This is a genomic window from Kitasatospora sp. NPDC058406 (genome assembly GCF_042722765.1).
Classification (GTDB): domain Bacteria; phylum Actinomycetota; class Actinomycetes; order Streptomycetales; family Streptomycetaceae; genus Kitasatospora.
In genome coordinates this window covers 631-22,578 of the sequence record NZ_JBHXKE010000153.1, presented here as the reverse complement: position 1 = coordinate 22,578, position 21,948 = coordinate 631, and the positions used below count along the sequence as shown (strand labels likewise).

General features: G+C 75.6%; 9 protein-coding genes. 5 read left to right on the top strand and 4 right to left on the bottom strand.

The features are described from left to right. Both ACFWOG_RS26590 and ACFWOG_RS26585 read left to right on the top strand, forming a co-directional pair. Positions 1-3,227, top strand: a 3,227-nt coding sequence (locus ACFWOG_RS26590) for an AMP-binding protein (RefSeq protein ID WP_380361235.1), incomplete at its 5' end; no start/stop codon positions are given. 423 nt (positions 3,228-3,650) lie between these two features. Then, the gene (locus ACFWOG_RS26585; protein WP_380361234.1) at positions 3,651-4,406 is read left to right on the top strand and encodes a DUF3152 domain-containing protein; all 756 of its coding nucleotides are present in this window, start codon (positions 3,651-3,653) and stop codon (positions 4,404-4,406) included. A 93-nt stretch (positions 4,407-4,499) separates the two neighbouring features. Here the strand turns inward: ACFWOG_RS26585 and ACFWOG_RS26580 are convergent, their stop codons facing one another. Then, positions 4,500-4,913 carry a nuclear transport factor 2 family protein gene (locus ACFWOG_RS26580; RefSeq protein WP_380361233.1) on the bottom strand — a complete coding sequence of 138 codons (414 nt, stop codon included), beginning with the start codon at positions 4,911-4,913 and terminating at the stop codon, positions 4,500-4,502. An 88-nt stretch (positions 4,914-5,001) separates the two neighbouring features. Here ACFWOG_RS26580 and ACFWOG_RS26575 point away from each other — a divergent pair, with 88 nt between their 5' ends. Further along, positions 5,002-5,442, top strand: coding sequence for a MarR family winged helix-turn-helix transcriptional regulator (locus ACFWOG_RS26575; RefSeq protein WP_380361232.1), 441 nt, complete (start codon positions 5,002-5,004; stop codon positions 5,440-5,442). Between the two features lie 93 nt (positions 5,443-5,535). Continuing rightward, positions 5,536-5,913 (top strand): hypothetical protein, encoded by a 378-nt coding sequence (locus ACFWOG_RS26570; protein WP_380361231.1) that lies wholly within the window; start codon positions 5,536-5,538, stop codon positions 5,911-5,913. Between the two features lie 66 nt (positions 5,914-5,979). Here ACFWOG_RS26570 and ACFWOG_RS26565 read toward each other — a convergent pair whose 3' ends face one another. The 3 genes from ACFWOG_RS26565 to ACFWOG_RS26555 all read right to left on the bottom strand — a co-directional run bounded on the left by ACFWOG_RS26565 (position 5,980) and on the right by ACFWOG_RS26555 (position 18,287). Beyond that, positions 5,980-9,141, bottom strand: a complete 3,162-nt coding sequence (locus tag ACFWOG_RS26565) for an amino acid adenylation domain-containing protein (protein WP_380361230.1) — start codon at positions 9,139-9,141, stop codon at positions 5,980-5,982. Then, complete coding sequence (locus tag ACFWOG_RS26560) at positions 9,138-14,891, bottom strand: amino acid adenylation domain-containing protein (protein ID WP_380361229.1); 5,754 nt, start codon at positions 14,889-14,891, stop codon at positions 9,138-9,140. Before ACFWOG_RS26560 ends, ACFWOG_RS26565 begins: the two co-directional genes overlap by 4 nt. Before the next feature lie 105 nt (positions 14,892-14,996). Next, the gene (locus tag ACFWOG_RS26555) at positions 14,997-18,287 is read right to left on the bottom strand and encodes an amino acid adenylation domain-containing protein (protein WP_380361228.1); all 3,291 of its coding nucleotides are present in this window, start codon (positions 18,285-18,287) and stop codon (positions 14,997-14,999) included. A gap of 549 nt (positions 18,288-18,836) precedes the next feature. Between ACFWOG_RS26555 and ACFWOG_RS26550 the strand changes: the two genes are divergently transcribed. Further along, positions 18,837-21,948, top strand: a 3,112-nt coding sequence (locus tag ACFWOG_RS26550) for a phosphocholine-specific phospholipase C (RefSeq protein WP_380361227.1), incomplete at its 3' end; no start/stop codon positions are given.

Below are 21,948 nucleotides of genomic sequence, written 5' to 3'. Positions count from 1 at the left end.
CCACCCGGACCGGCCGGGCGTCCGCCGCCCGGACGACCCTGGCGGGCGGGACGGTCGTGCCGATACGGTCTGGACCAGCGCGTCCGGCCGATCGGCCGCCGTCCCCCCTGTCCTGGCCCTTTCCGGGAGTCGTCATCAACACCCGATCCACCGTCAGCACCCCGCTCACGCTCACCGATCTGCTGGACGACCGGGCCGCCAGGCACCCGGACCGCACCGCGCTGCTGGCCCCCGGCCGCCCGGCGCTCGACTACCGCGGGTGGCGGGAGCGGGCGGTCCGCGCCGCCCACGGGCTCGCCCGGGCGGGCGTCCGGCCGGGGGAGCGGGTCCTGCTGCTGTTCCCCAACAGCGCGTGGGACGAGTACGCGGTGGCGTTCCTCGCCGTGCACTACGCCGGTGCGGCGGGCGTGGTGGTCCGCGAGGACCTCGGACCGGACGACACCGCGCGGCTGGCGGCGGCGAGCGAGGTGCGCCGGGCGGTGGCCGGCACGGCGGACGACCCCCGGGCGGAAGCGGCCGGCGTCCCCTGCCTGCGGCTCGCGGCGCTGGAGGCGGCCGACGGCCCCGGCGAGCCGCCGCACCGGCCGGACCCGGAGGACCTCGCCCAGGTGATCGGCACCTCCGGAACCACCGGGGCGCCCAAGGGCGTCCACGCCGCCCACGCCAGCCTCACCGCCGGCCAGCGGCTCGACCCGCGCCCGCGCCCGTACGCGCACTCGGCGCACGCCGTCCAGGCCTTCCCGATCGGCACCAACGCGGCCCAGGTCGTCCTGGTCAACGCGCTCGTCGCCGCGCCCGCGACGATCTGCCTGCCGCGGTTCGACGCCGAGGAGTTCGGCCGGACCGTCGAGGAGTACCGGGCGGGCACCGTCTTCCTGGTGCCGTCGATGGCGGTCGAACTGCTCAACTCGGGCGTCGCCGCACGGCGTGACCTGAGCAGTGTCCTGCTGGTCAGCTCCTCCGCCGCCGCGCTCCCGGCCCCGGTCGCCGTCGCACTCCGCGAGGCGCTGCCCGGCGCCACCGTCGTCAACACCTACACCTCCGCCGAGGCCTCGCCGGCCCAGATATCCGCCGTCGTGGACGCCCGCCGACCCGGCTCGGTCGGACGCCCCGCCAACGCGGCCGACCTGCGGCTGCTCGACGCTGACGGGCGCCCGGTGGGGGCCGGCACCGTCGGCGAGGTCTGGCTGCGCCAGCCCGGCCCGCCGCGCGGGTACGTGGCCGGGCGCGCGGCGTCCGACGCGGTCTTCCGGGACGGCTGGGTGCGGATGGGCGACCTCGGCCGGCTGGACGCCGACGGCTACCTGTACCTGGTGGACCGCGAGAGCGACATCATCAAGTCCGGTGCGCTGAAGGTCTCCACGCTGCGGATCGAGGACGTGCTGCACGCCCACCCGCAGGTCGCCGACGCGGCGGCGCTGGGCGTCCCGCACGCCGTGATGGGCGCCGTGCCGGTCGCCGCCGTCGTGCCCGCCGCCGGCGGCCTGGACCTCGACGAGCTCCGGCTCTTCCTGAGTGCCCGGCTCGGCCGCGCCGAACTGCCGGTCCGGATCCTGGTCACCGACCGGCTGCCGCGCAACCCCAGCGGCAAGGTGGTCAAGCACGAACTGCGGGCCCGCTTCGAGGAACCGGCCGCCGACGACCCGGCCGCCCCCGGCACCCCGCCGGCCACCGACCGGGAGACCGCCCTGGCCGCCCTGTGGCGGAAGGTACTGGGCCGTCAGGTCCGCGCCGTGGAGGACGAGTTCTTCGCCCTCGGCGGGGACTCCTTCCGCGCCGTCCAGCTGGCCGCCGCGATCACCGCCGAGTTCGGCGTCGCCGCGAGCACCGCCCTCGTCTTCGAACGGCCCTCGCTCCGCGCCCAGGCGGCCTGGCTCGACGACGCCCCGGCGGCCGTGGACGACCGGGCCCCGGCCGCCGTGGCCGAGGTCTCCGCCTACCTCCGGGAGCTGCGCGCCCAGCCGCACGACGTGCCGCTCACCTCGCAGCAGGAGAACTTCCTGCGCTGGACGGCCGAGGCCGAGGGCCGCAACGTGGGTTCCGTCGCCGTGATGTTCCGGGTCACCGAGGCGCTGCGCACCGACCTGCTGGCCGAGGCGCTGCGCGAGGCCGTACGCCGTCACCCGGCGCTGCGCACGCGCTTCGTGCCGGTGCCGGACGCCGCGCAGCCGGGGGTGCGGCGCGCGGTGGTCGACGAGCAGCCGGAGGTGGACGTCGTCCTCGTCGACGCCCCGGGCGAGAGTGACGACGAGGTCTCGGCCCGGCTGGTCGCCGTCCGCGACCGGCTCACCGACATCGGCGAGGGGCCGATGGCCTGCCTCGCCGTCGTCAGCCGGGGCGAGGACGACCACGCCGTGCTGCTGGCCGTGCACCACATCGTCGCGGACGGCTGGTCGGTCGGTGTGCTGCTGCGCGAACTGGGCGTCCTGTACGCGGCGTTGCGGCGGGGCCGCCCGGCCCCCGCGCCCCGGCCCGGGCCGGAGTACGCCGAGCTGGTCGCCTGGTCCAACGCCCACTGGGCGGCGTCCCGGGCCCACTTCGCCCGGACGCTGGCCGGGGCGCCGGAGGCGGTGCACCCCTTCCCCGGCCGTGCGGACACCGAGACGGTGCTGAGCGCCGCGCACCGCTTCGCCGTCCCGGCGGTGCGCGCCGAGGCGCTGCGTGCGCGGGCGACGGAGGCGGGCGCGACGCCCTTCCAGGCGCTCGCGGCGGTCTGGCTGGGCCTGCTCGCCGAGCGCAGCGGTCAGACCGACCTGGTGCTGATGACCCCGGTGCCGGGCCGGACCAGGCCGGAGGCGGAGCGGGCGATCGGCTGCTTCGTCCAGTCGCTGCTGCTCCGGATCGACGCCTCGGGCGCGCCCGGCTTCGCCGAACTGCTCGCCCGCGTCCGGGACACCTCGACGGCGGCGCTGGACCACCAGCTGTACCCGTTCGCCGAGTTCAGCCCGCAGGCGCCGTTCGCGGCCTGGCTCCGCTACGAGAGCTGGAGCGCCCCGGCGCAGCTGCCGGGCCTGGCCTGTGACGCCTGGGAGGTCCCGCGCAGCGCGACCGTCCCCTACCCGATGCCGGGGGGCGACCGCCACGTGCCGGAGCTGGCGGCCACCGAGCAGCCCGACGGCAGCCTGGTCTGCTGGCTCCGCTACAACGAGCACGCCTTCGCTCCGGAGGCCGTGGAGGCGTTGGCCGTCGCGCTGGAGGCCCGCCTGGTGGAGGCCGCCGGGGTCTAGGCCGTCTCCGGGGCGCTGCCCGAGGGGGCTGTGGCGGGCTGCCCGTCGGGGCCCGGAGCCGGTGCCCGTCCGGGCCGCGGTGCGGTGCCCGTCGGGGGCCGGGGTGCGGGCGTTCCGGAGCCGGTGCCCTGGGCAGCGGGGGCCGGCGGGGGCGTTCCCGGAGGGTTCACCGCCGTCGGTTCCGGCGGGCAGGTCGGAGGGGTGGTCCACTTCGGCCGGTTAGCCTCTACGGGACCGTACATCCGTGCGATCCACGGAACAGGAGTCTCGCGCCACCATGCTCACCCAGGCCCCGGCCCGCCGTCGACCGCTCGGCACCGTCCCCCCTGCATCCCCACCGGCACCGTCTGCCGGGCCCGTTCGGCCCGTCCGCGGGTCGTCCGCCCGGCGGTCGCCCCGTCACCCCGTCGCGGGGAGCGGCCGATGAGGGGCCTCGCCGGACTCCGGCGCAACGGGGACTCGCCGTCGGACGGTGCGGACGGCCGCACCCGCCTCCCGAAGGCCCGCACGGGCGCGCTCGCCCTGGCGGTGACCGCGGCGCTGACGGCCGGCCTGCTCTGGTGGCATCCGTGGAAGCCCGCCGCCGACCGGGAGAAGCCGTTGTCGTCGGCGTTCACCACGGCCACCGGCGGCTCGAACCGCTTCGGCACGGGCGGGCAGCTCTACCGCTACAAGGTGCGGGCCGAGAACGGGCTGAAGGAGAGCCCCGGCCGGTTCGCCGCCGAGGTCGACGCCGTCCTCGGCGACGTCCGGCGCGGCTGGGCCGCGGACGGCACCCGGTCCTTCCAGCGGATGGACGCCGACCCGGTCGACTTCACCGTCTACCTGGCGACCCCGGAGACCACCGACCGGATATGCGGCCAGTACGGGCTGGACACCGGCGGCTGGGTGAACTGCGGCGTGGGCCACCAGGTCGTCATCAACGTGACGCGCTGGCGGGAGCTCACCGAGTTCTACACCGGGCAGCCCGAGCTGTACCACGCGCTCGCCGTCAACCACGAGGTCGGCCACGTCCTCGGCCTCGGCCACGTCGAGTGCCCCGGGCCCGGCCAGCCGGCGCCGGTGATGATGCAGCAGATCAAGGGCCTGCACGGCTGCGTGCCCAACGGCTGGCCCTTCTCCGAGACCGGCACCCTCCTCACCGGCCCCCTCCTCCCGGCCGCCACCCCGGCGCCGTAGCGGGGCGGCTCCGTGCCGCCGCGGCCGTCTCCCCGCGCCGCGACCCCGGCCCCCGCCGACCCGCGTCGGAGGGGGCCTCGGGTCGGAGGGGGATCACCTCTCGTGCGTCCAGGCGACGGCGGTCCGCACCTCGCGGAGTCGCCAGCCCGCCGGCGTCCGCGCGGCGGTGCAGGCCAGCCGCAGGCCGCTCGACAGATGGGGCGGCCGGCCGCTGCGGTAGAAGTAGACGAGCGAGTTCGCCGTGGCGGCCGCCCGGTCGCCGTCGACGTCCACCAGCAGGTCCGTGGTCACGTGCTGGGTGTGTTCCCCCTCGACCTCGGCCTGCCGCATGAATCCGACGAGCCGGTCGAGGCCGTGTATCTCGCCCGAGCGCGGGGAGTGCCCCGTCACGTCGGCGGTGAAGACGGTGTCCGCCTCCTCCCACCGCTTCTCGTCGAGCAGGCGTGCGAAGCGGCTGAACAGGTCGGCGATCTCGATGCGGTCGGCGATCGGCGCGTTCGTGGACATGGCATCCCCTTTTGTTGGCGCGTCCAACATTGGCGCCGCCAACTGTACAGAGATCGATTGGCCGCGCCAACAATGTAGGGTGGCCGGCGTGGAAGAGACCCCCGCACACCTGACGGCGAAGCCGAGCTGGCTGCTCACCCAGGTGGCCGTGCACGCCCACCGGTTGGCGACCGAAGGCTTCGGCGGGGTGGGCGCGCGCGGGTACCACTACCGGATCCTGGCCGCCCTGGACGAGTTCGGGGTGTCCAGCCAGGCCGAACTCGGCCGCCGGTGCAACATGGACCGCAGTGACGTCGTGGCGGCGATCAACGAACTGGCCGAACAGGGCTGCGTCGAGCGGACGCCGGACCCGGACGACCGGAGACGCAACAGGGTGCACCTCACCCCGGCGGGCCGCCGGCACCTGCGACGCCTGGACCGGGCGCTGGACGCGGTGCAGGACGACCTCCTGGAACCACTCTCGGCCGAGGACAGGCAGACCCTGACCGGCCTGCTCACCCGCCTGCTCGCCCACCACCAACGGCCTTAGGGGTTGGCCGACCTTCCCGCCGGGCGGCGCCTGCCGGCCGCAGCCGCCGCGCTGCCCGGCGGTGTTGTCGTACCCCCTCGGTACGGTCGGTCCATGAGTGTCTCTCTCTACTACTCGGCCGACCGGGCGATGCCGCGGACGGATGCCGAGACCGCCACCGTCGAGCGCATCGTCGCCGCGCACACGTCGTCGTTCCCCTACCAGGACGAGGAGGGCCTCTCCCTGGACGACGACGGCACCGGGCCGGACGAGATCCTGGCCGGGTCCACGAAGCTGCCGGGCGACCCGGGGCGGATGCTGCCGGTGATGGTCCACGTGCTGGGCGCCGTCACCGAGTTGCGCCGCGCGCTGCCCGGAGCGGAATGGCGCGTGCACATGGACGACCTCGACGTCCCGTGGGACGAGCAGGACGGCTACGCCTTCCCCGGCATGCACGACGCGGATCTCGCAGCCGCCTTCGGCGACTTCTGACGGCCGCTCCTGCGGTGTCGGGGAGGGTTCCCCGACACCGCAGGGCGCGCGACGCGGAGCGGGCCGTCAGCCGGTGAGGCGGTCGGCGGCCTCGTCCTCGCTCAGGGCCTCGATCTCGGCGATCAGCAGGTCCTCGACGCGGGCGGCGAGGGCGGCTGCGGTGGAGAGTTCGAAGGCGTCGCGGATCGGTACCTCCAGGCCGACCCCGGCGCGGATGCGGGCGACGACCCGGGTCACCAGGAGCGAGTCCCCGCCGAGGGTGAAGAAGTCGTCGAGCACCCCGACCCGGGGCAGGCCGAGGACCTCCTGCCAGAGCTGCGTGACGAGGTGTTCGGCGTCGGTGCGCGGGGCCAGGTACTCGGCCCCCGCGGTCGGGTCGGGGGCGGGGAGGGCGGCGGTGTCCAGCTTGCCGTTCAGGGTCAGCGGCAACCGGTCGAGCAGGACGACGGTGTCCGGGACGGCGTAGGCGGGCAGGCGCCGGGCGAGGTGTTCGCGCAGGGCGCCCGGTGCCGGCTCGGCGCCGGACGCGGGGACGGCGTAGGCGACCAGACGACGGCCGGCCAGGACGACGGCCGCCGCCCGGGCGACCTCCGGGTGGTCGGCCAGGGCGGCCTCGATCTCGGCCGGTTCGATCCGGTAGCCGCGCAGCTTGACCTGCTCGTCCGTGCGGCCGAGGTACTCCAACCGCCCGTCGGAGCGCCAGCGGGCACGGTCCCCGGTGCGGTACATCCGCGTCCCGGTGAACGGGTCGGGGCGGAAGGCTGCGTCGGTGAGGTCGGGGCGGCCCAGGTAGCCGCGGGCGAGGCCGGTGCCGCCGATGTGGAGCTCGCCCTCGGAGCCGCGGGGGAGCAGGGCGCCGCGCTCGTCGAGCACGTACAGCCGCACCCCCGGCAGGGGCCGGCCGAGCGGCGGGCGCCGGGCGGCGTCCGGGGCGGTGAGGTCGCCGGCGGTGGCGATGACGGTGGCCTCGGTCGGGCCGTAGGTGTTGACCAGCCGGACGGTGTCGCCGTGCCGGTCCCGCCAGCGTCCGACGGCGTCGGCGCGGGCCTCGGAGCCGCCGAGCACCACCAGGCGCAGGGCGGCCGGCCACGGGGTCTCGCCGTCGAGCGAGACCAGCTCCTCCCAGTACGCGGTCGGCAGGTCGAGCACGGTGACGGACGGCCCGTGCGGTCCGCGCAGCAGCTCGGGCAGGGTGCGTCCGCCACCGGGCAGCAGCACGACGCACGCGCCGGTGGCGAGCGCCGGCCACACCTCCTCGGCGTGGGTGTCGAACCCGATCGAGGCGAACTGGACGATCCGGTCGGCGGGCGTGAGCCGGTAGCCGTCGGGCCCCGCCATCCAGTCGACCCGGGCGGCGAGGGCCGCGTGGTCGACGGCCACCGCCTTGGGGGTGCCGGTGGACCCGGACGTGTAGAGGACGTACGCGAGCCCGGCCCGCTCGTCGCCGGGGGCGGGGTCGGAGACCGGCCGGACGCGGAGTCCGTCGCCGTCCTCGTCGGTCAGCAGGAGGACGGCGCCCGATTCGCGGAGCATCAGCCGCCGCCGCTCATCCGGGTGGGCCGGGTCGAGCGGGAGGTAGCCGGCGCCGGCCTTCCAGACCGCCAGCAGCGCGACCACGAGGTCGAAGGACGGCGCGATCCGCACCGCCACCAGCTGCCCGGCGACCGGGCCGAGCCGGCCGGCCAACTCGTCGGCCAGGCGGTTCAGTTCGGCGTAGGAGAGGGTGTGGCCCCCGCACTCCAGCGCCGGCGCGTCCGGCGCGGTGGCGACCCGCTCGGCGAACCGCTCCAGGACCGGCGGCACCGGTCCGGACGCGGGCCCGGTGCCGAGCGCGAGCAGCTCGGCGCGTTCGTCCGCGCCGATCAGCCAGTCGCCGTGCAGCGGCAGCACCGCGTCCTCGACCACGGCGACGAGCAGGGCCCGGCACCGGTCGCCGAGCGCCGTGACGGTGGCCTCGTCGAAGACCTCCCGGTCGAAGCAGAAGGAGAGCGTCAGCCCGCCGTCCGGGGTGCGCCAGCTGTCGAGCAGCAGGTCGGTCTTGGCGCGTTCGAACCCGGAGTCCATCGAGGCGGTACGCACCCCGGCCGGCAGGTCGGACCCGCCGTCGCCCCCGGCCAGGTCGTACTGGCTCTGGTGGACGAACACCGCCTGGTAGAGCGGCGCCGCGCCGGCCTCCGCGGGCAGGCCCAGGTGGGCGGCGAGCCGTTCGACCGGCACGTCCTGGTGGCTCAGCGCGCCCAGGGTGGCGGCCCGGGCCCGGTGCAGCACCGTCCGGAAGTCCGGCTCCCCGGTGAGGTCCGCGCGGATCACGCCCGTCCGGGTGAAGTAGCCGACCAGCGCCTCCTGGGCGGCCTCGGTGCGGCCCGCCAGCGGGGTGCCGACCAGGAAGTCTCCGGTGCCGGTCCAGCGGGCCAGTACGCACTGGTAGGCGGCCAGCAGCACCATGAACGGGGTGCAGCGCTCCCGGCGCGCCAGCGCGTCCAGGGCGGCGGTGAGGCCGGGGTCCAGGCTCACCGTGGCGAACCCCGCCGGGTGCAGCGGCTCGGCCGGACGGGGACGGTCCAGGGGGAGCCGCAGCCGGCCGGTGCCGGCCAGTTTCTCGGCCCAGTAGCGGAAGGCCGCCTCGGCCCCGCCGTTCGCCGCGCGGTCCTGCTCGGCCCGGGCGACGTCGCCGTACCGCAGGCCGAGCGGTGCCAGGCCGGCCGGCCCCTCGCCGGTCTCCTCCCGGTAGAGGGCGAGCAGCTCGCTCCAGAGGATCCGGAACGACCAGCCGTCCGACACGATGTGGTGCACCACCACGGCCAGCGCGTGCTCGTCGGGCCCGGACGAGATCAGGACGGCGCGCAGCGGCGGGCGGGCGGCCAGGTCGAACGGCGCGTTGACGGCCGGACGGCAGGCCTCGGTGAAGTCCCGCTCCCCGGCGCCGGGCGCCAGCTCGACCAGGTCGAGCGGGACCGGCGCGGGCGGCTCGACGAGCTGGACGGGCGCCTCGCCGTCGAGGGCGAAGCGGGTGCGCAGGGTCTCGTGCCGGTCCGTCAGCCGGGTGAGCGCGGCGCGCAGCGCCTCCCGGTCGAGCGGGCCGCTCCAGCGGCGGCAGAGGTACATGTTGAAGCCCGCGTCGGCGGGGTGGAGCTGCTGGAGGAACCAGAGGCGCCGCTGCTCCTCGGTGAGCGGGTGGGCCGCCCCGGTGGGGCGGTCGGCGCCGGTCGTGCGGTCGGTGGGAGTCATCGGGCGGCGGCCTCGGTTCCGGTACGGCGCGCGGCCGCGACGGCTGCGGGCGAGGTGGGGACGGGAGCGGGAGCTGGTGCGGTGCCGGGTGCGGCGTCGGGCGCGACGGTGCCGGGCGCGACGGCGTCGGGTGCGACGGCGTCGGCGCGGCCCGAGAGGGTGGCGAGACCGATCAGGTCGTCGGGCTCGGCGTCCGGGACGTCGCGGTCGAAGTGCCGCAGGGCCGGGACGGCCAGGCAGACCAGCACGAGCAGGGCCATGGCCAGGCCGAACAGCAGGTAGAGGAGACCGATGCCGCGTCCCTCGCCGGTGCCGATCAGCCGTCCCACGGTGCCCGCGAGCGGGCCGTCCTCGTCGACCCACGGCTGGACCAGGCGGGGGCCGAGCGGAGCCACCAGGGCGAAGCCGACCGGCAGGGTGGACCAGGCGACCATGGTGTTCACCGCGATCACGCGGCCGTGGAACCGGAGCGGCACCTTGGTCTGGACGATGGTCGCGTAGACGCCGTTGACCAGGCCGAGTCCGTAGGCCATGCCGAACGCGCCGATCGAGACCGTGAGGACCGAGGGCCGCAGGCCGGTCACCAGGCAGGCGACGGCCAGGCCGAGGGTCGCGACCAGGACGCCGCGCAGCCGCAGCCGTCGGGGACCGCCCCAGACGAGCAGGGTCAGGCCGCCCAGGACGGCGCCCAGGCCGGCCGCGACGGAGACCCAGCCGGCCGCCGCGAGCGGGGCGAAGGAGAGCACCAGCGGGGTGGTGAGCAGGAACAGCGGCGAGAGGAAGATGTTGAGCACCGCGAAGAACAGCAGCATCGCGCGGAAGTGCCGGCTGCCGAGCGCACGCCGGAACCCGGCGCGGATCTCGGCGGCGACGCTCTCCCGCCGCCGCGCGGCCATCACGTCCGGGAAGCGCACGGCGAGGGTGACCGCGGTGGCCACGACGTAGCTGGCGACGTCGAGCGCGAGGATGCCGCCGAGGCCGAGCACGGAGAGCAGGCCGACCGCGAACAGCGGCACCAGGAACTGGGCGAGTCCGAAGGCCATCTGGACGATGCCGTTGGCCCGGCCGAGGAAACGTTTCGGTACGAGCTGCGGGACGGCGGAGTTCCAGGCGAGCCGCTGGAACGTGAGCGCCGTGGAGAGGAGCGCGATCAGCACGTACGCGTGCCAGACCTCCAGACCGTCGGTCAGGTACAGCAGCAGCATCACCGCCTGGGTGAGGCCGGCCGCCACGTCGCCGTACAGCATGATCCGGCGCCGGTCGCCGCGGTCCACGACGGCGCCGGCGATCGGCGCGGCCAGGATGCCGGGCACCAGCCCGCAGGCGGCCAACAGGCCGAACTGGGCGAGCGATCCGGTGGTCAGGTAGATCCACACCGGCAGGGCGAACTCGGTGAGCGCGGAGCCGATCATGGAGATCTGCTGGCCGGCGGCGACGCCGAGGAACCGCCGCATGGTCGGCCGGGTCGACGGCGCCTTCGGGCCCCGGGAGGCAGGCGAGGTGCCCGCGGCGGCGGGCGAGGCGTCCGGGACGCCGACCGGCTGCTCCGCCCCGTCCCGGGAGAGCCCGGCCAGCCACCAGGTGGCGCCCTCGCTCCGCCGGTGCCGTTCCTCCTCGCCGGCCGCCACCGAGCGGTGCACGGTGGTCAGGATCTCGGCGAGCTCGGCGGCCCGGTACTTGAGGTAGAAGTGGCCGGCCTCGTCGAGCACCACCACGCCGGTGGTGTCGCTGAGACGATGCCACTCCCGGTACCGCTCCTCGTAGAACTCGGTGGCCGGGTCCCGGTCACCGCAGACGGCGATCACCGGTGCGGCGATCCGGCCGTCCTCGCTCTCGAAGAGCCGGGTGAAGTACTGCTCGGCCTCCTTGGTGCCGATCCGGCGGTTGCCGACCATCAGGCGCAGCTGCTCGGTCCCGACCTCGTCGGTGTCCAGACCGGCCGCCGCCAGGGCGTTGATCATGCCCTGGTCGCTGCGGAGCCGGTCGGCGACCCTGGCCCACCACTCGCCCACGGCGGCGCCGCGTCCGCGCGGCCGGGCGAACGGGAAGATCCCGCCGAGGTGGACGGCCTCGATCTCCCGTCCGGCCGCCTCCACCCGCCGGGCGATCTCCACGGCCAACCGGACGCCGACGCCGCAGTGGCCGTAGAGGACGATCCGCCCTTCCACGGTGTCGACGATCTCCTGCGCGCAGAGGGCGGCCACCTCGTCGATGTCCATCGCCTCCTCGCCCAGCTCGTGGCCGGGGACGGCGAGCGAGTGCAGTGCCCAGTCGGCGGGCAGGGCGTCGGCGAGCGGCTTGTAGATGAGCGCGCTGCCGCCGCCGTACGGGGTGCAGACGATGCTGGCGGTCGTCCGCCGGCCCGCCGGGGTGAGCCGGTGCAGCAGGCTGCGCGGTCCGCGGTCCGCGTGCGGGTCGCTGAGCAGGGCGGCGAGGCGCCGGACGGTCGGGTACTTGAAGAGGTCCATCACCCCGACCGGGGTGGGCAGTTCGGGGTAGGTGCGGCGCAGCCGGGCGACCACCTGGGTGGCGAGCAGCGAGTGGCCGCCGAGTTCGAAGAAGTCGTCCAGCGCCCCGACCCGCGGGACGGCCAGGAGTTCGGCCCAGAGTCCGGCGAGGTACCGCTCCTCCTCGCCCTCCGGTTCGACGTACTCGCCGGTGGCGGCGGGCTCCTCGGGCTCGGGCAGCGAGCGCCGGTCGACCTTCCCGTGGGCCAGCAGCGGCAGCCGGTCGAGGACGACGAAGCGGGCCGGGACCATGTAGTCGGGGAGGACCTCGGCGAGGGCCTCGCGCAGGTCGGCGGGTGCCGGGGCGGGACCGCCCCCCGGGTGTTCGAGGTAGCCGACCAGGGCCTGGCGCAGCCCTTCGCCGCGGGCCAGCACGACGGCCTGGGTGATGCCGGGCAGGGCGGTGAGGGCGGCCTCGATCTCCCCGGGCTCCACCCGGTAGCCGCGGACCTTGATCTGGTCGTCGGCGCGCCCCAGGTAGTCGAGGGTGCCGTCGGGCCGCCAGCGGGCGAGGTCGCCGGTGCGGTAGAGCCGGTCGCCGGTCGCGCCGAACGGGTCGTCGACGAACCGCTCGGCGGTGAGGTCCGGGCGGCCCAGGTAGCCGCGGGCGAGCCGGTCGCCGCCGAGGTACAGCTCGCCGGTGACGCCGGGCGGCACCGGTTGCAGCGTCTCGTCCAGGACGTGGCAGCGGACGCCGGCGAGCGGGGCGCCGATGGGGGTGCTGCCCGGGCCGTGGGCGCCGGCGGTGACCTCGTGGACGGTGACGCCGACGGTCGCCTCGGTGGGGCCGTAGTGGTTGAAGACGGCGCACCGGCCGAGGGCGGCCAGCTCGGCGGCCCACGGCCAGGCCGAGGCCTCCCCGCCGAGCACCAGCGCCCGGCGCGGCAGCAGCCGCTCCATGGGGGCGTCGGCGCCGAGCGCGGCCAGGTGGGAGGGGGTCATCTTGAGGTAGTCGAGTTCCAGCGCCTCGATCTGGTCGGCGAGTTCGGCGCCGGCGATCCGGCGCGGCAGGAGGTGGACCCGGCCGCCGGTGGTCAGGGCGAGGTAGAGCATGGTGATGCTGAAGTCGAAGGACAGCGACTGGAGCAGCCCGTACGCGGCGCCCGGCTCGATCCGAAGCCGTTCCCGCACGCCGGCCAGGTAGTTGAGGATCTGGCGGTGCTGGACGGCGACGCCCTTGGGCGCGCCGGTCGAGCCCGAGGTGTAGATCACGTAGGCCAGGTGGTCCGGGCCGGAGACCTCGTCGAGCGGTTCGGCGTCCGGGGCGAGCGGACCGGGGCCGGGCGCGGCGCCGTCGGCCGGTCCGGTGTCGAGCAGCAGTTCGGCGCCCGCGTACCCGGGGAACCGCTCCCGCAGCACCGAGTCGGTGACCAGGACCCGCACCTCGGCGTCGGCCACCAGGTGGGCGAGCCGGGCGGGCGGCTGCTCCGGGTCCAGCGGCAGGTAGGAGCCGCCGGACTTCAGGACGCCGACCAGGGCCGCCGCCAGCTCGGGGGACTGCTCCAGGCAGACCGCGACCCGGTCGTCCGGGCCGACGCCGAGTGCCCGCAGGCGGCGGGCGAGGCCGGTGGCGCGCTGCTCCAGCTCGCGGTAGTCGACGGTGCGGTCCTCGAACACCAGGGCCGGGCGCTCGGGGTGGGCCCGCGCGGTGGCGGCGAGCAGCGCGGTCAGCGTGCCGGGGGCGGTGGCACCGCTGTCGGCGCCGGTTCCGGCGGCGGGGACGGGCAGCGGCGGGCCGGCGGCCCAGGTCTCCAGGACGTCCCGCCGCTCGCCGGGGGTGAGCAGCGGCAGCCGGGAGACCGGCCGGCCCGGGTCGGCCGAGGCCGCCGCGACCAGCAGTTCGAAACGCTCGACCAGCCGCCGGACGGTGGCCGCGTCGAAGAGGTCGGTGCGGTAGGTGAGCAGCCCGTACAGGCCGCCGTCGGACTTCTCCCGCATGTAGAGCGCGAGGTCGGTGCGGGTGGTGGCGGCCTCGTGGCCGAAGCTCTCGCCGGTCAGCGCACCGGTGGCGGAGCCGGTGGGGGAACCGGCACCGGGGGCGGTACCGGCGCTGCGGTCGCCGTAGTTCTGGAAGGCGAAGGTGACCTGGAAGACGGCGGACCGGCTGACGTCGCGCTCGATCTCCAGGTCGGCCACCATCTGCTCGAACGGCACCTCCTGGTGGGTGTACGCGTCGAGGGTGGTCTCGCGGACCCGGCCGAGCAGCTCGCCGAAGGTCGGGTCGCCCTCCAACCGGGCCCGGATCGGCAGCATGTTGACGAACAGGCCGACGACGTCCTCCAGTTCGCGGTGGAGCCGGCCGGCGACCGCCGAGCCGACCGCGAAGTCCCGCCGTCCGGAGTGCCGGCCGAGCAACACCTGTAGGGCGGCCATCAGCACCATGTAGGCGGACGCGTTCGACGACCGGGCCAACTCCTTGACGCCGTTGCCGAGTTCGGCGCCCCAGTGGAATTCCAGGGCGGCCCCGTCGAAGGTGAGCACCGGCGGGCGCGGCCGGTCGGTGGGCAGGTCGAGTGCGGGGACGTCCCGGAGTGCGGTCCGCCAGTACGCGCGGGAGGAGGCCAGCGCGTCGCCGTTCAGGCGCTCGCGCTGCCAGTGTGCGTAGTCGCCGAACCGGACGGCGGGGGCGGCCAGGTTGTCCGGGGTGCCGTGGGCGTGCCGGGCGTAGAGCGCGTCCAGCTCGCGGTGGAGGATGTCGAGGGACCAGCCGTCACTGACGATGTGGTGCATGACCAGCGCGAGCACGTGCTCCTCGGCCGCGGTGCGGACCAGCAGGGCGCGCAGCAGCGGACCGCCGGTCAGGTCGAACGGCTCCCCGACCAGGGCGGCGAGCTCGTCGGCGGCCTGCCCGGCCGGGTCCGGTGCGGCGCAGGCGTCGACGAACCGGACCGGGCAGGGGGCCGGTTCGGCGACTCGGACCTCCGCGGTGCCCTCGGGGGTGCTCGGGAAGGTCATCCGCAGCGCCTCGTGGCGGGCGACGAGGTCGGTCAGGGCGGCGTCCAGCGCCGGACGGTCGAGCGGGCCGCGCAGCCGGCGGGCCGGCGCCAGGGTGAAGGCGGTGGACTGCGGGGCGAACTGGTCCATGAACCAGAGCCGTTCCTGCCCGCTGGAGAGCGGGGGCGCGGTGTCGGACGGCCGGGCGGGCACGGTTCTGGCGGGGGCCGAGGCGGCGCGCAGCCGCTGGGCGAGCAGCGCGCGCTTGGTCGCGGACAGCCCGGTGGCAGGGTCCTGGGTGTCGGTCATCGGTGTTCCATTTCGGCGCACGTCGGTGGCGGAGGTGCCGGTGGGGCGGATCCGTCGCGGGAAGGGGAGGGCGGCGCGCGGGGGAGCGCGCGCCGCCCGGGAAGGTCAGCGCAGTTCGCGGACGGCCGCGGCGATGCCGAGCGGGGTGGGGGTCGCGAAGAAGACGTCGAAGTCGAGCTCGACGCCGAGCAGGTCGCGGATCCTGGCGGTGATCTGAATGATCGTCAGGGAGTGGCCGCCGAGTTCGAACAGATCCTCCTCGGGCCCCAGGTCGGGCAGCCCGAGGACCTCGGCCCAGACGCCGAGGACGGCCGTGAGCACCTCGTCGCGCTCCTCGGACCCTGCTCCCTCGGCCGTGCCCGCGGCCCCGGCGGGCGTGCCGACCGGCACCGGCGGGACGGGCAGGGCCCGGCGGTCCAGCTTGCCGTTGGGCGTCAGGGGCAGCCGGTCGAGCACCGCGAAGCGCTGGGGGACCGCGGCGGCGGGCAGCAGCCTCTGGAGGAAGGCGCGCAGCTCGGCGGCGTCGGGCGCGGTGTCGGGGGCGGTGTCCGGGGTTGCGGCGTCCGGGGCGGCGGTCCCGGACGCGGGGACGAGGTAGCCGGCCACGAACGGCTCGCCGTCGTCCCCCTGGCGGACGGCCGCGGCGGCCTCGGCGACGCCGGGGTGGGCCAGCAGCGCCGCCTCGATCTCGCCGAGCTCGATCCGGTGGCCGCGGATCTTGACCTGGTCGTCGAGCCGCCCGAGGAACTCCAGCTCGCCGTCGGCGGTCCAGGCAGAGAGGTCCCCGGTCCGGTACAGCCGGCCGCCGGTGCCGGAGGTGCGGGCGGCATCGAACGGGTCCTCGACGAAGCGTTCGGCGGTCAGCCCGGGGCGGCCGAGGTAGCCCTCGGCCACCCCGTCCCCGCCGAGGTGCAGCTCGCCCGGCACGCCGATCGGGAGCGGCCTGCGCCGCCGGTCCAGCACGTAGGCCCGGGTGTTGGCGATCGGCCGGCCGATCCGGACGGCCTCCGGACCGGCGGGTATCTCGGCGCAGGTCGACCAGATGGTGGTCTCGGTCGGCCCGTAGACGTTGAACAGGCGGTCCGTGCCCGCCCGGAGGTCCCGGGCCAGCGGCAGCGGCAGGGCCTCCCCGCCGGCCAGGCCGGTCAGGCCGGACGGCAGCGGTCCGGCGCCGAGCAGGACCCGCCAGCCCGAGGGGGTGGCCTGGACGTGGGTGACGCCCTCGCGCTCGATCAGGGCCCGCAGACCCGGTCCGTCGACGGCGAGGCCGTCCGGCGCCAGCACCAGCCGCCCGCCGGTGACCAGCGGCAGCAGCAGTTCGAGGGCGGAGATGTCGAACGAGAGGGAGGTGAGGCCGAGCCAGACGTCCCGGGGCGCGGAGCCGAGCCGGTCGGCGAAGGCCGAGAGCAGGTTGACCAGCGCGCGGTGGCCGATCTCGACGCCCTTGGGGCGGCCGGTGGAGCCGGAGGTGTAGAGCACGTAGGCGAGTCGGCCCGGCGCGGTTCCGCCGTCCGTGGCCGCCCCGCCGGCCGGGCGTGCGGGGTCGGCGCCGGCGCCGGGCGCGGACGCGGCGTCGGCCGGCCGGAGCACCCGGGGTGCCGCTGCCGCGACCTCGGGGGCCGGTTCGCGGTCGGCCAGGAGCAGGACGGCGCCGGAGTCGGCCAGGACGAACGCGAGCCGCTCGGCCGGGTAGCCGGGGTCGAGCGGCAGGTAGCCGGCGCCGACCGCGTGCACGGCGAGCAGGGCGGCGGGCAGGTCGGCGGTGCGGCTCAGGTGCAACCCGACCAGGTCGTCCCGGCCGACGCCCGCGGCGGACAGGGCGTCGGCCAGCCGGTCGGCGCGCCGCAGGAGCTCCCGGTAGGTCAGGCGTTCCACGCCGGCCACCACGGCGACGGCGTCCGGCGTGGCGGCGGCGCGCTCGCGGACCAGGTCGAGCACGGTCCGGTCGGCGGGGTAGGCGCAGGCGGTCTCGTTCCACCCGGTGGTGACGAGGTGTTCCTCGGAGGCGTCGAGCAGCGGCAGGTCGCCGAGCACGGTGGCGGGGTCGGCCGTGGCGCCGGCGAGCAGGCCGGCCAGGTGTCCGGCGATCCGCCGGGCGGCGTGCGGTGCGAGGACGGCCGGGTCGTACTGGAGGGAGAACACGACGGCCTCGGCGTCCTCGACCGCCTGGAGGTGGAGCGTGTTGCGGGACGCGTGGTGGAACACCGTCCAGTCGATCCGGGTGGCGCTGCCCGGGAAGACCGGGTCGGCGGCGGTGCGCCGGCGGTAGCCGAACGACACCGGCGCCAGCCCGACCCGGGGGGTGAGCCCGGGCACGGCCTCGCCGAACGGGACGGCGCGGTGGGCGGAGGTCAGCCGGACCTCGGCGCGGACGGCCTGCGCGTACTGCGCGAACGTGCTCTCCTCGCCGGCGTCGGCCGGGGCGTACACCGGCAGCTCGTTGACGAAGACGCCGATCTCGCCGGGCCGGTCCGGACGGCGGGTGGCGAAGGGGACGGCGACCGGCACCGACTCGCCGCCGTAGCGCCGGAGCAGGCCGTGCAGGGCGGCGAGCAGGAACTCGAAGACGGTGACCCCGCTGTCGCGCGCGGCGTCGGCCAGGGCGGCGCGGCCGGGGCCGTCGAGCCGCCAGGTGACGGCCTCGCCGGGCCCGGCGTCGGTGGTGGCCCGCGGGCCGTGGGGCAGGACCGGCTCGGTGGCGGCGGCCCAGCGGGGGCCGTGGAACGCGGCGGCCCGACGGACGAGGTCGGGGTCGGGGCCGGCCGGAGCCCCGTCGGCGACCGCGGCGGCGTCGGCCGTGCCGGGGCCTTCCGAACCGGTGCCGGCGGCCGGGCCGGGCGCCCCGCCGTGCCGGGCGGCGTGCTCGGCGGTGTAGGCGGCGGCGAGGTCGGCGGCCAGCACGTCCTTGGAGTTGCCGTCGAACACCGCGTGGTGGGCCACCACCAGCAGCTCCGCCGCGCCGTCGGGCCGCCGGTGCAGGGTGAAGCGCGCGAGCGGTCCGGTGGCGAGGTCGAACGGGAGGGTGATCTCCTCGGTCAGCCGCTTGGCCAGGCCGTCACGGGTGTCGGCCGTCGTGTCGACGACGGTGAGGGCGGGCGGGCTCGCGGCCGGGACCAGTCGGACCAGGCCGTCCCGCTCGACCAGGGCGGAGGCGAGGGCCGGACGGCGGCCGACGGTGGCGGTGACCGCCCGTTCCAGGGCGCCGGTGTCGACCCGGTCGAAGGAGAACCGCAGCGCGAGGTGGAAGGTCTCCGGCGTGCGGGTCAGCCGGCTGGTCAGCCAGATCCCGTGCTGGGCCGGGGAGGCGGGGCGCCCGGTCGGTGCCGGGGTGTGCGCCGTTCTCGCGGGTTCCTCCGAGGTGGCGACAGGGCCGGGTGCGGCGGGGGAGTCGGACATGGCGTGCTCGATTCGGGAGTCGGAGACGGAGCTGCGTGACACGCGTCCGAGCGGGGCCGCGACGGTGCGGCCCGGGTGGACGGCGCGGCTGCCGAGTGGTGCCCGGCCCGCTCCTCGGACCGGTCGGCAGGCCGCTGTGGCAAGGCCGACCCGACTCCCAGGTTTCCCCCCTGATGCGTCAGGCGGTTCGATCCCCTCCCCCGTCGGAAGATCATTGGCCTGGACCTGCCGAGAGATTTCCACAGACCACATGCCTCGTCAAGGGTTGTCCACGACCTGGCCCGGACAGTCCAACGGTTCGTCAACTACCTTCTGTGACGTGCCAGCTGGGCCGCGCTCCGGGCGGGGTGCGGAGGCCGGTGCGGAGGCGCCCGCGGGCGCCTCCGCAGGGGGTGTCAAGTCGGGCCAAGTTGTCTGTACAGCTCTGGGTTCACTGTCCGTCATCGAAGCGCCATCGAACGGGTCCGTTCCCGTCCATCTCGGGGCCATAGACATAACGGGTCTGGGCCGAACGGAGGCCCAGTGCCCGTGTACAAGGAGTCACCCCCGATGAGTCCGAAGCCCGAACTGTCGCGCCGCACCCTGCTCGGTGGCGCGGCGGCCGCCGCCGTGCTGTCCGCCCTCCCCCTCAGCGTCCGCGAGGCGCTGGCCGCGCCGGCCAAGCCCGGCCGCCTGGCGGACATCCAGCACGTCGTGGTGTTCATGCAGGAGAACCGCGCCTTCGACCACTACTTCGGCACGCTGCCCGGCGTGCGCGGCTTCGGCGACCGGACGGCGGTGCGCGGGGTCAACGGGCGCTCGGTGTTCCACCAGCCCGACCCGAGCCGCAAGGAGGGCCACCTGCTGCCCTTCCCGATGAACGCCGCGCACACCAACGCGTACCAGCAGGGCGCCCCCGCGTTCGGCTTCGTCGACTCGATGAACGCCTGGAACGACGGCCGCGCCGACGGCTCGGTCACCCGCCGCTCCGGCGGCTGGCTCGGCCAGGGCTACTACGAGTCCGCCGACATGCCGTTCTACAACGCGCTCGCCTCGGTGTTCACCACCTGTGACGCCTACTACGCGTCGGTGCAGTGCAACACCAACACCAACCGCGAGCACCTGATGACCGGGACCAGCGGCGGCACCGTACGGGACACCCCGGTGACCGACAACACCGAGATCCCCGGCGGCTACGAGTGGACCACCTACGCCGAGCGGCTGGAGCGGGCCGGCATCAGCTGGAAGACCTACCAGGCGCTGGACAACTTCGACGACAACGCGCTCGCCTGGTTCGCCCCCTTCGTCAAGGCCAAGCCCGGTGAGCCGCTGTACGAGCGCGGCATGCGCGCCGTCGGCGACCCGGCCAAGAAGAGCGACCCGTTCGCGATGGGCGACGCCCTGGTCGAGGCCTTCGCCGCCGACATCCAGGCCGACACGCTGCCGCAGGTCTCGTGGATCGTCGCCCCCGCCGCGCTCTCCGAGCACGCCAACTACGCCCCGCCGAACGGCGAGCACCTGACGGCCCGGCTGCTGGCCGCGCTGGCCGCCAAGCCGGAGGTGTGGGAGAAGACCGTCTTCATCCTCAACTACGACGAGCACGGCGGCTTCTTCGACCACCAGCTGCCCCCCGTCCCGCCGCTGGCCGCCGGCCGCGGCAAGTCCACCGTGTCGGTCGACGGCGAGGTGGTCGTCCGGGTGAGCAAGGGCGGCTCCACCTACCACCGGGTGGTCAGCCAGGAGGGCAAGTACCGGGTGAAGGCGGCCGACGGCTCGCTCGCCTGGTCCGACACGCTGCCCGCCGGGGAGACCCTGGTCTCCGGCCCGTACCCGATGGGCCTCGGCGTCCGGGTGCCGATGATCGTCGTCTCGCCGTGGACCCGTGGCGGCGTGGTGGACTCCACCGTCTACGACCACACCTCGGTGCTGCGCTTCCTGGAGCAGCGCTTCGGCATCCAGGAGCCCAACATCAGCCCCTGGCGCCGGTCGGTCTGCGGCGACCTCACCAACCTCTTCGACTTCTCGGGGCGCGACCCGCGCTGGCCGCAGCTGCCGGACACCAGCGGCAACCGGCAGAAGGTCGTCGACACCGGCAAGCTGCCCGCGCCGACCGTGCCCAACCCGCAGACGTTCCCGCAGCAGCAGCGCGGCACCCGCGCGGCCCGCCCGGCCCCGTACAACCTGCTGGTCAAGCCCCGGCTGAAGGGCGACCAGCTGACCGTCGACTTCGTCAACCAGGGCAAGCAGGGCGCCGTCTTCGCCGTCTACCCCGCCCCCGGTGCCGCGCCGCGCCACTACACGGTCGGCGCGAAGAGCCGCCTCTCCGACGTGTGGACGGTCGGCCAGGACGGCTACGACCTGCGGGTGCACGGCCCCAACGGCGCCTTCTGGCACCTGCGCGGCGACCTCGCCTCCACCTACGAGATCTCGCTCTCCGAGGAGCAGAACGGCAAGGTCCTGGAGGTGGACGTGATCAACCGCTCGCGCACCGCCCAGACCTTCCTGGTCGGCGACCTCGCCTACGGCGACGGGCTGCGCGAGGTCCGGGTCGCGGCCGGCGACGACAAGACCGTCAACGTCAAGGTCGGCCCCGAGGGCTGGTACGACGTGGCGGTGGGCCTGCGCGGCGACGTCTCCTTCCGCCGCCGGATCGCCGGCCGCTTCCCCTGGGACGGCGAGCACCTGTTCACCGACCCGGCGATGGGCCTGACCGACCCGCTGGCGCTGGACGTCGCCCTCAAGGCCGCGTCGACCACCATCGACGAGGCGATCCTGCTGCCCGGCCGCCCGGCCCGGGTCACCGCGCGCTTCACCGCCACCGCCGCGCTGACCTCGATCGAGGCGCAGCCGGTCGTCCCGGCCGGCTGGACGGTCGCCGCCGTGACCGCGCCGCCGGCCGCGCTCGCGGCGGGCGCCACCGCCACCGCGGAGTGGGACGTCACCCCGCCGGCCCAGTTGCCGGACGGTGCCACCCACCGGATCGTGGTCACCGCCCGGGCGCTGGCCGACAACCGGTTCGCCGTCGCCGACGGCGAGATCGCCGCCCGCACCGCGCCGGTGATGGCCGGCCACCTGCTCGGCGAGGACTTCGAGTCGCTGGCCGGCGCGCTCCAGCCGATCTCCGGTGTCCTCGGCTGGACGCCGCAGGCGCCGCAGGGCTGGTCGGTGGTCAACGCGCCGGCGATGCCGCAGGGCACCACCCGGCTCCAGGGCTGGACCTTCCACACCAAGCGCGCCTGGTCCACCCCGGCCGGCCAGGACCGCGGCAACTTCACCCGCGGCCTCGGCATCCTGGCCGTCGCCGACCCGGACGACTGGGACGACACCGGCTCGCCGTCGCGCAAGGGCGTCTTCGACTCCACCCTGGTCTCGCCCGCCGTGCCCGTCCCGGCCGGCACCACGACCCTGCACCTGGCCTTCGACTCGCACTACCGCCAGGAGGCGCCGCAGAAGGCCGCGGTCAGCGCCGTGTTCGACGACGGCTCCGAGGTCCGGCTGGTCCACTACAGCTCGGACGCGACCGGCAACGACAACGCCGGCAAGGACGTCCAGAACACCTTCGTGACCCGGAAGTTCGCCGTCCCGGCGGGCGCCCGCACGGTCACCCTGAAGTTCCGGATGTACGACGCCGGCAACAACTGGTTCTGGGCCGTCGACCACGTCCGTCTCGACACCAAGCCCA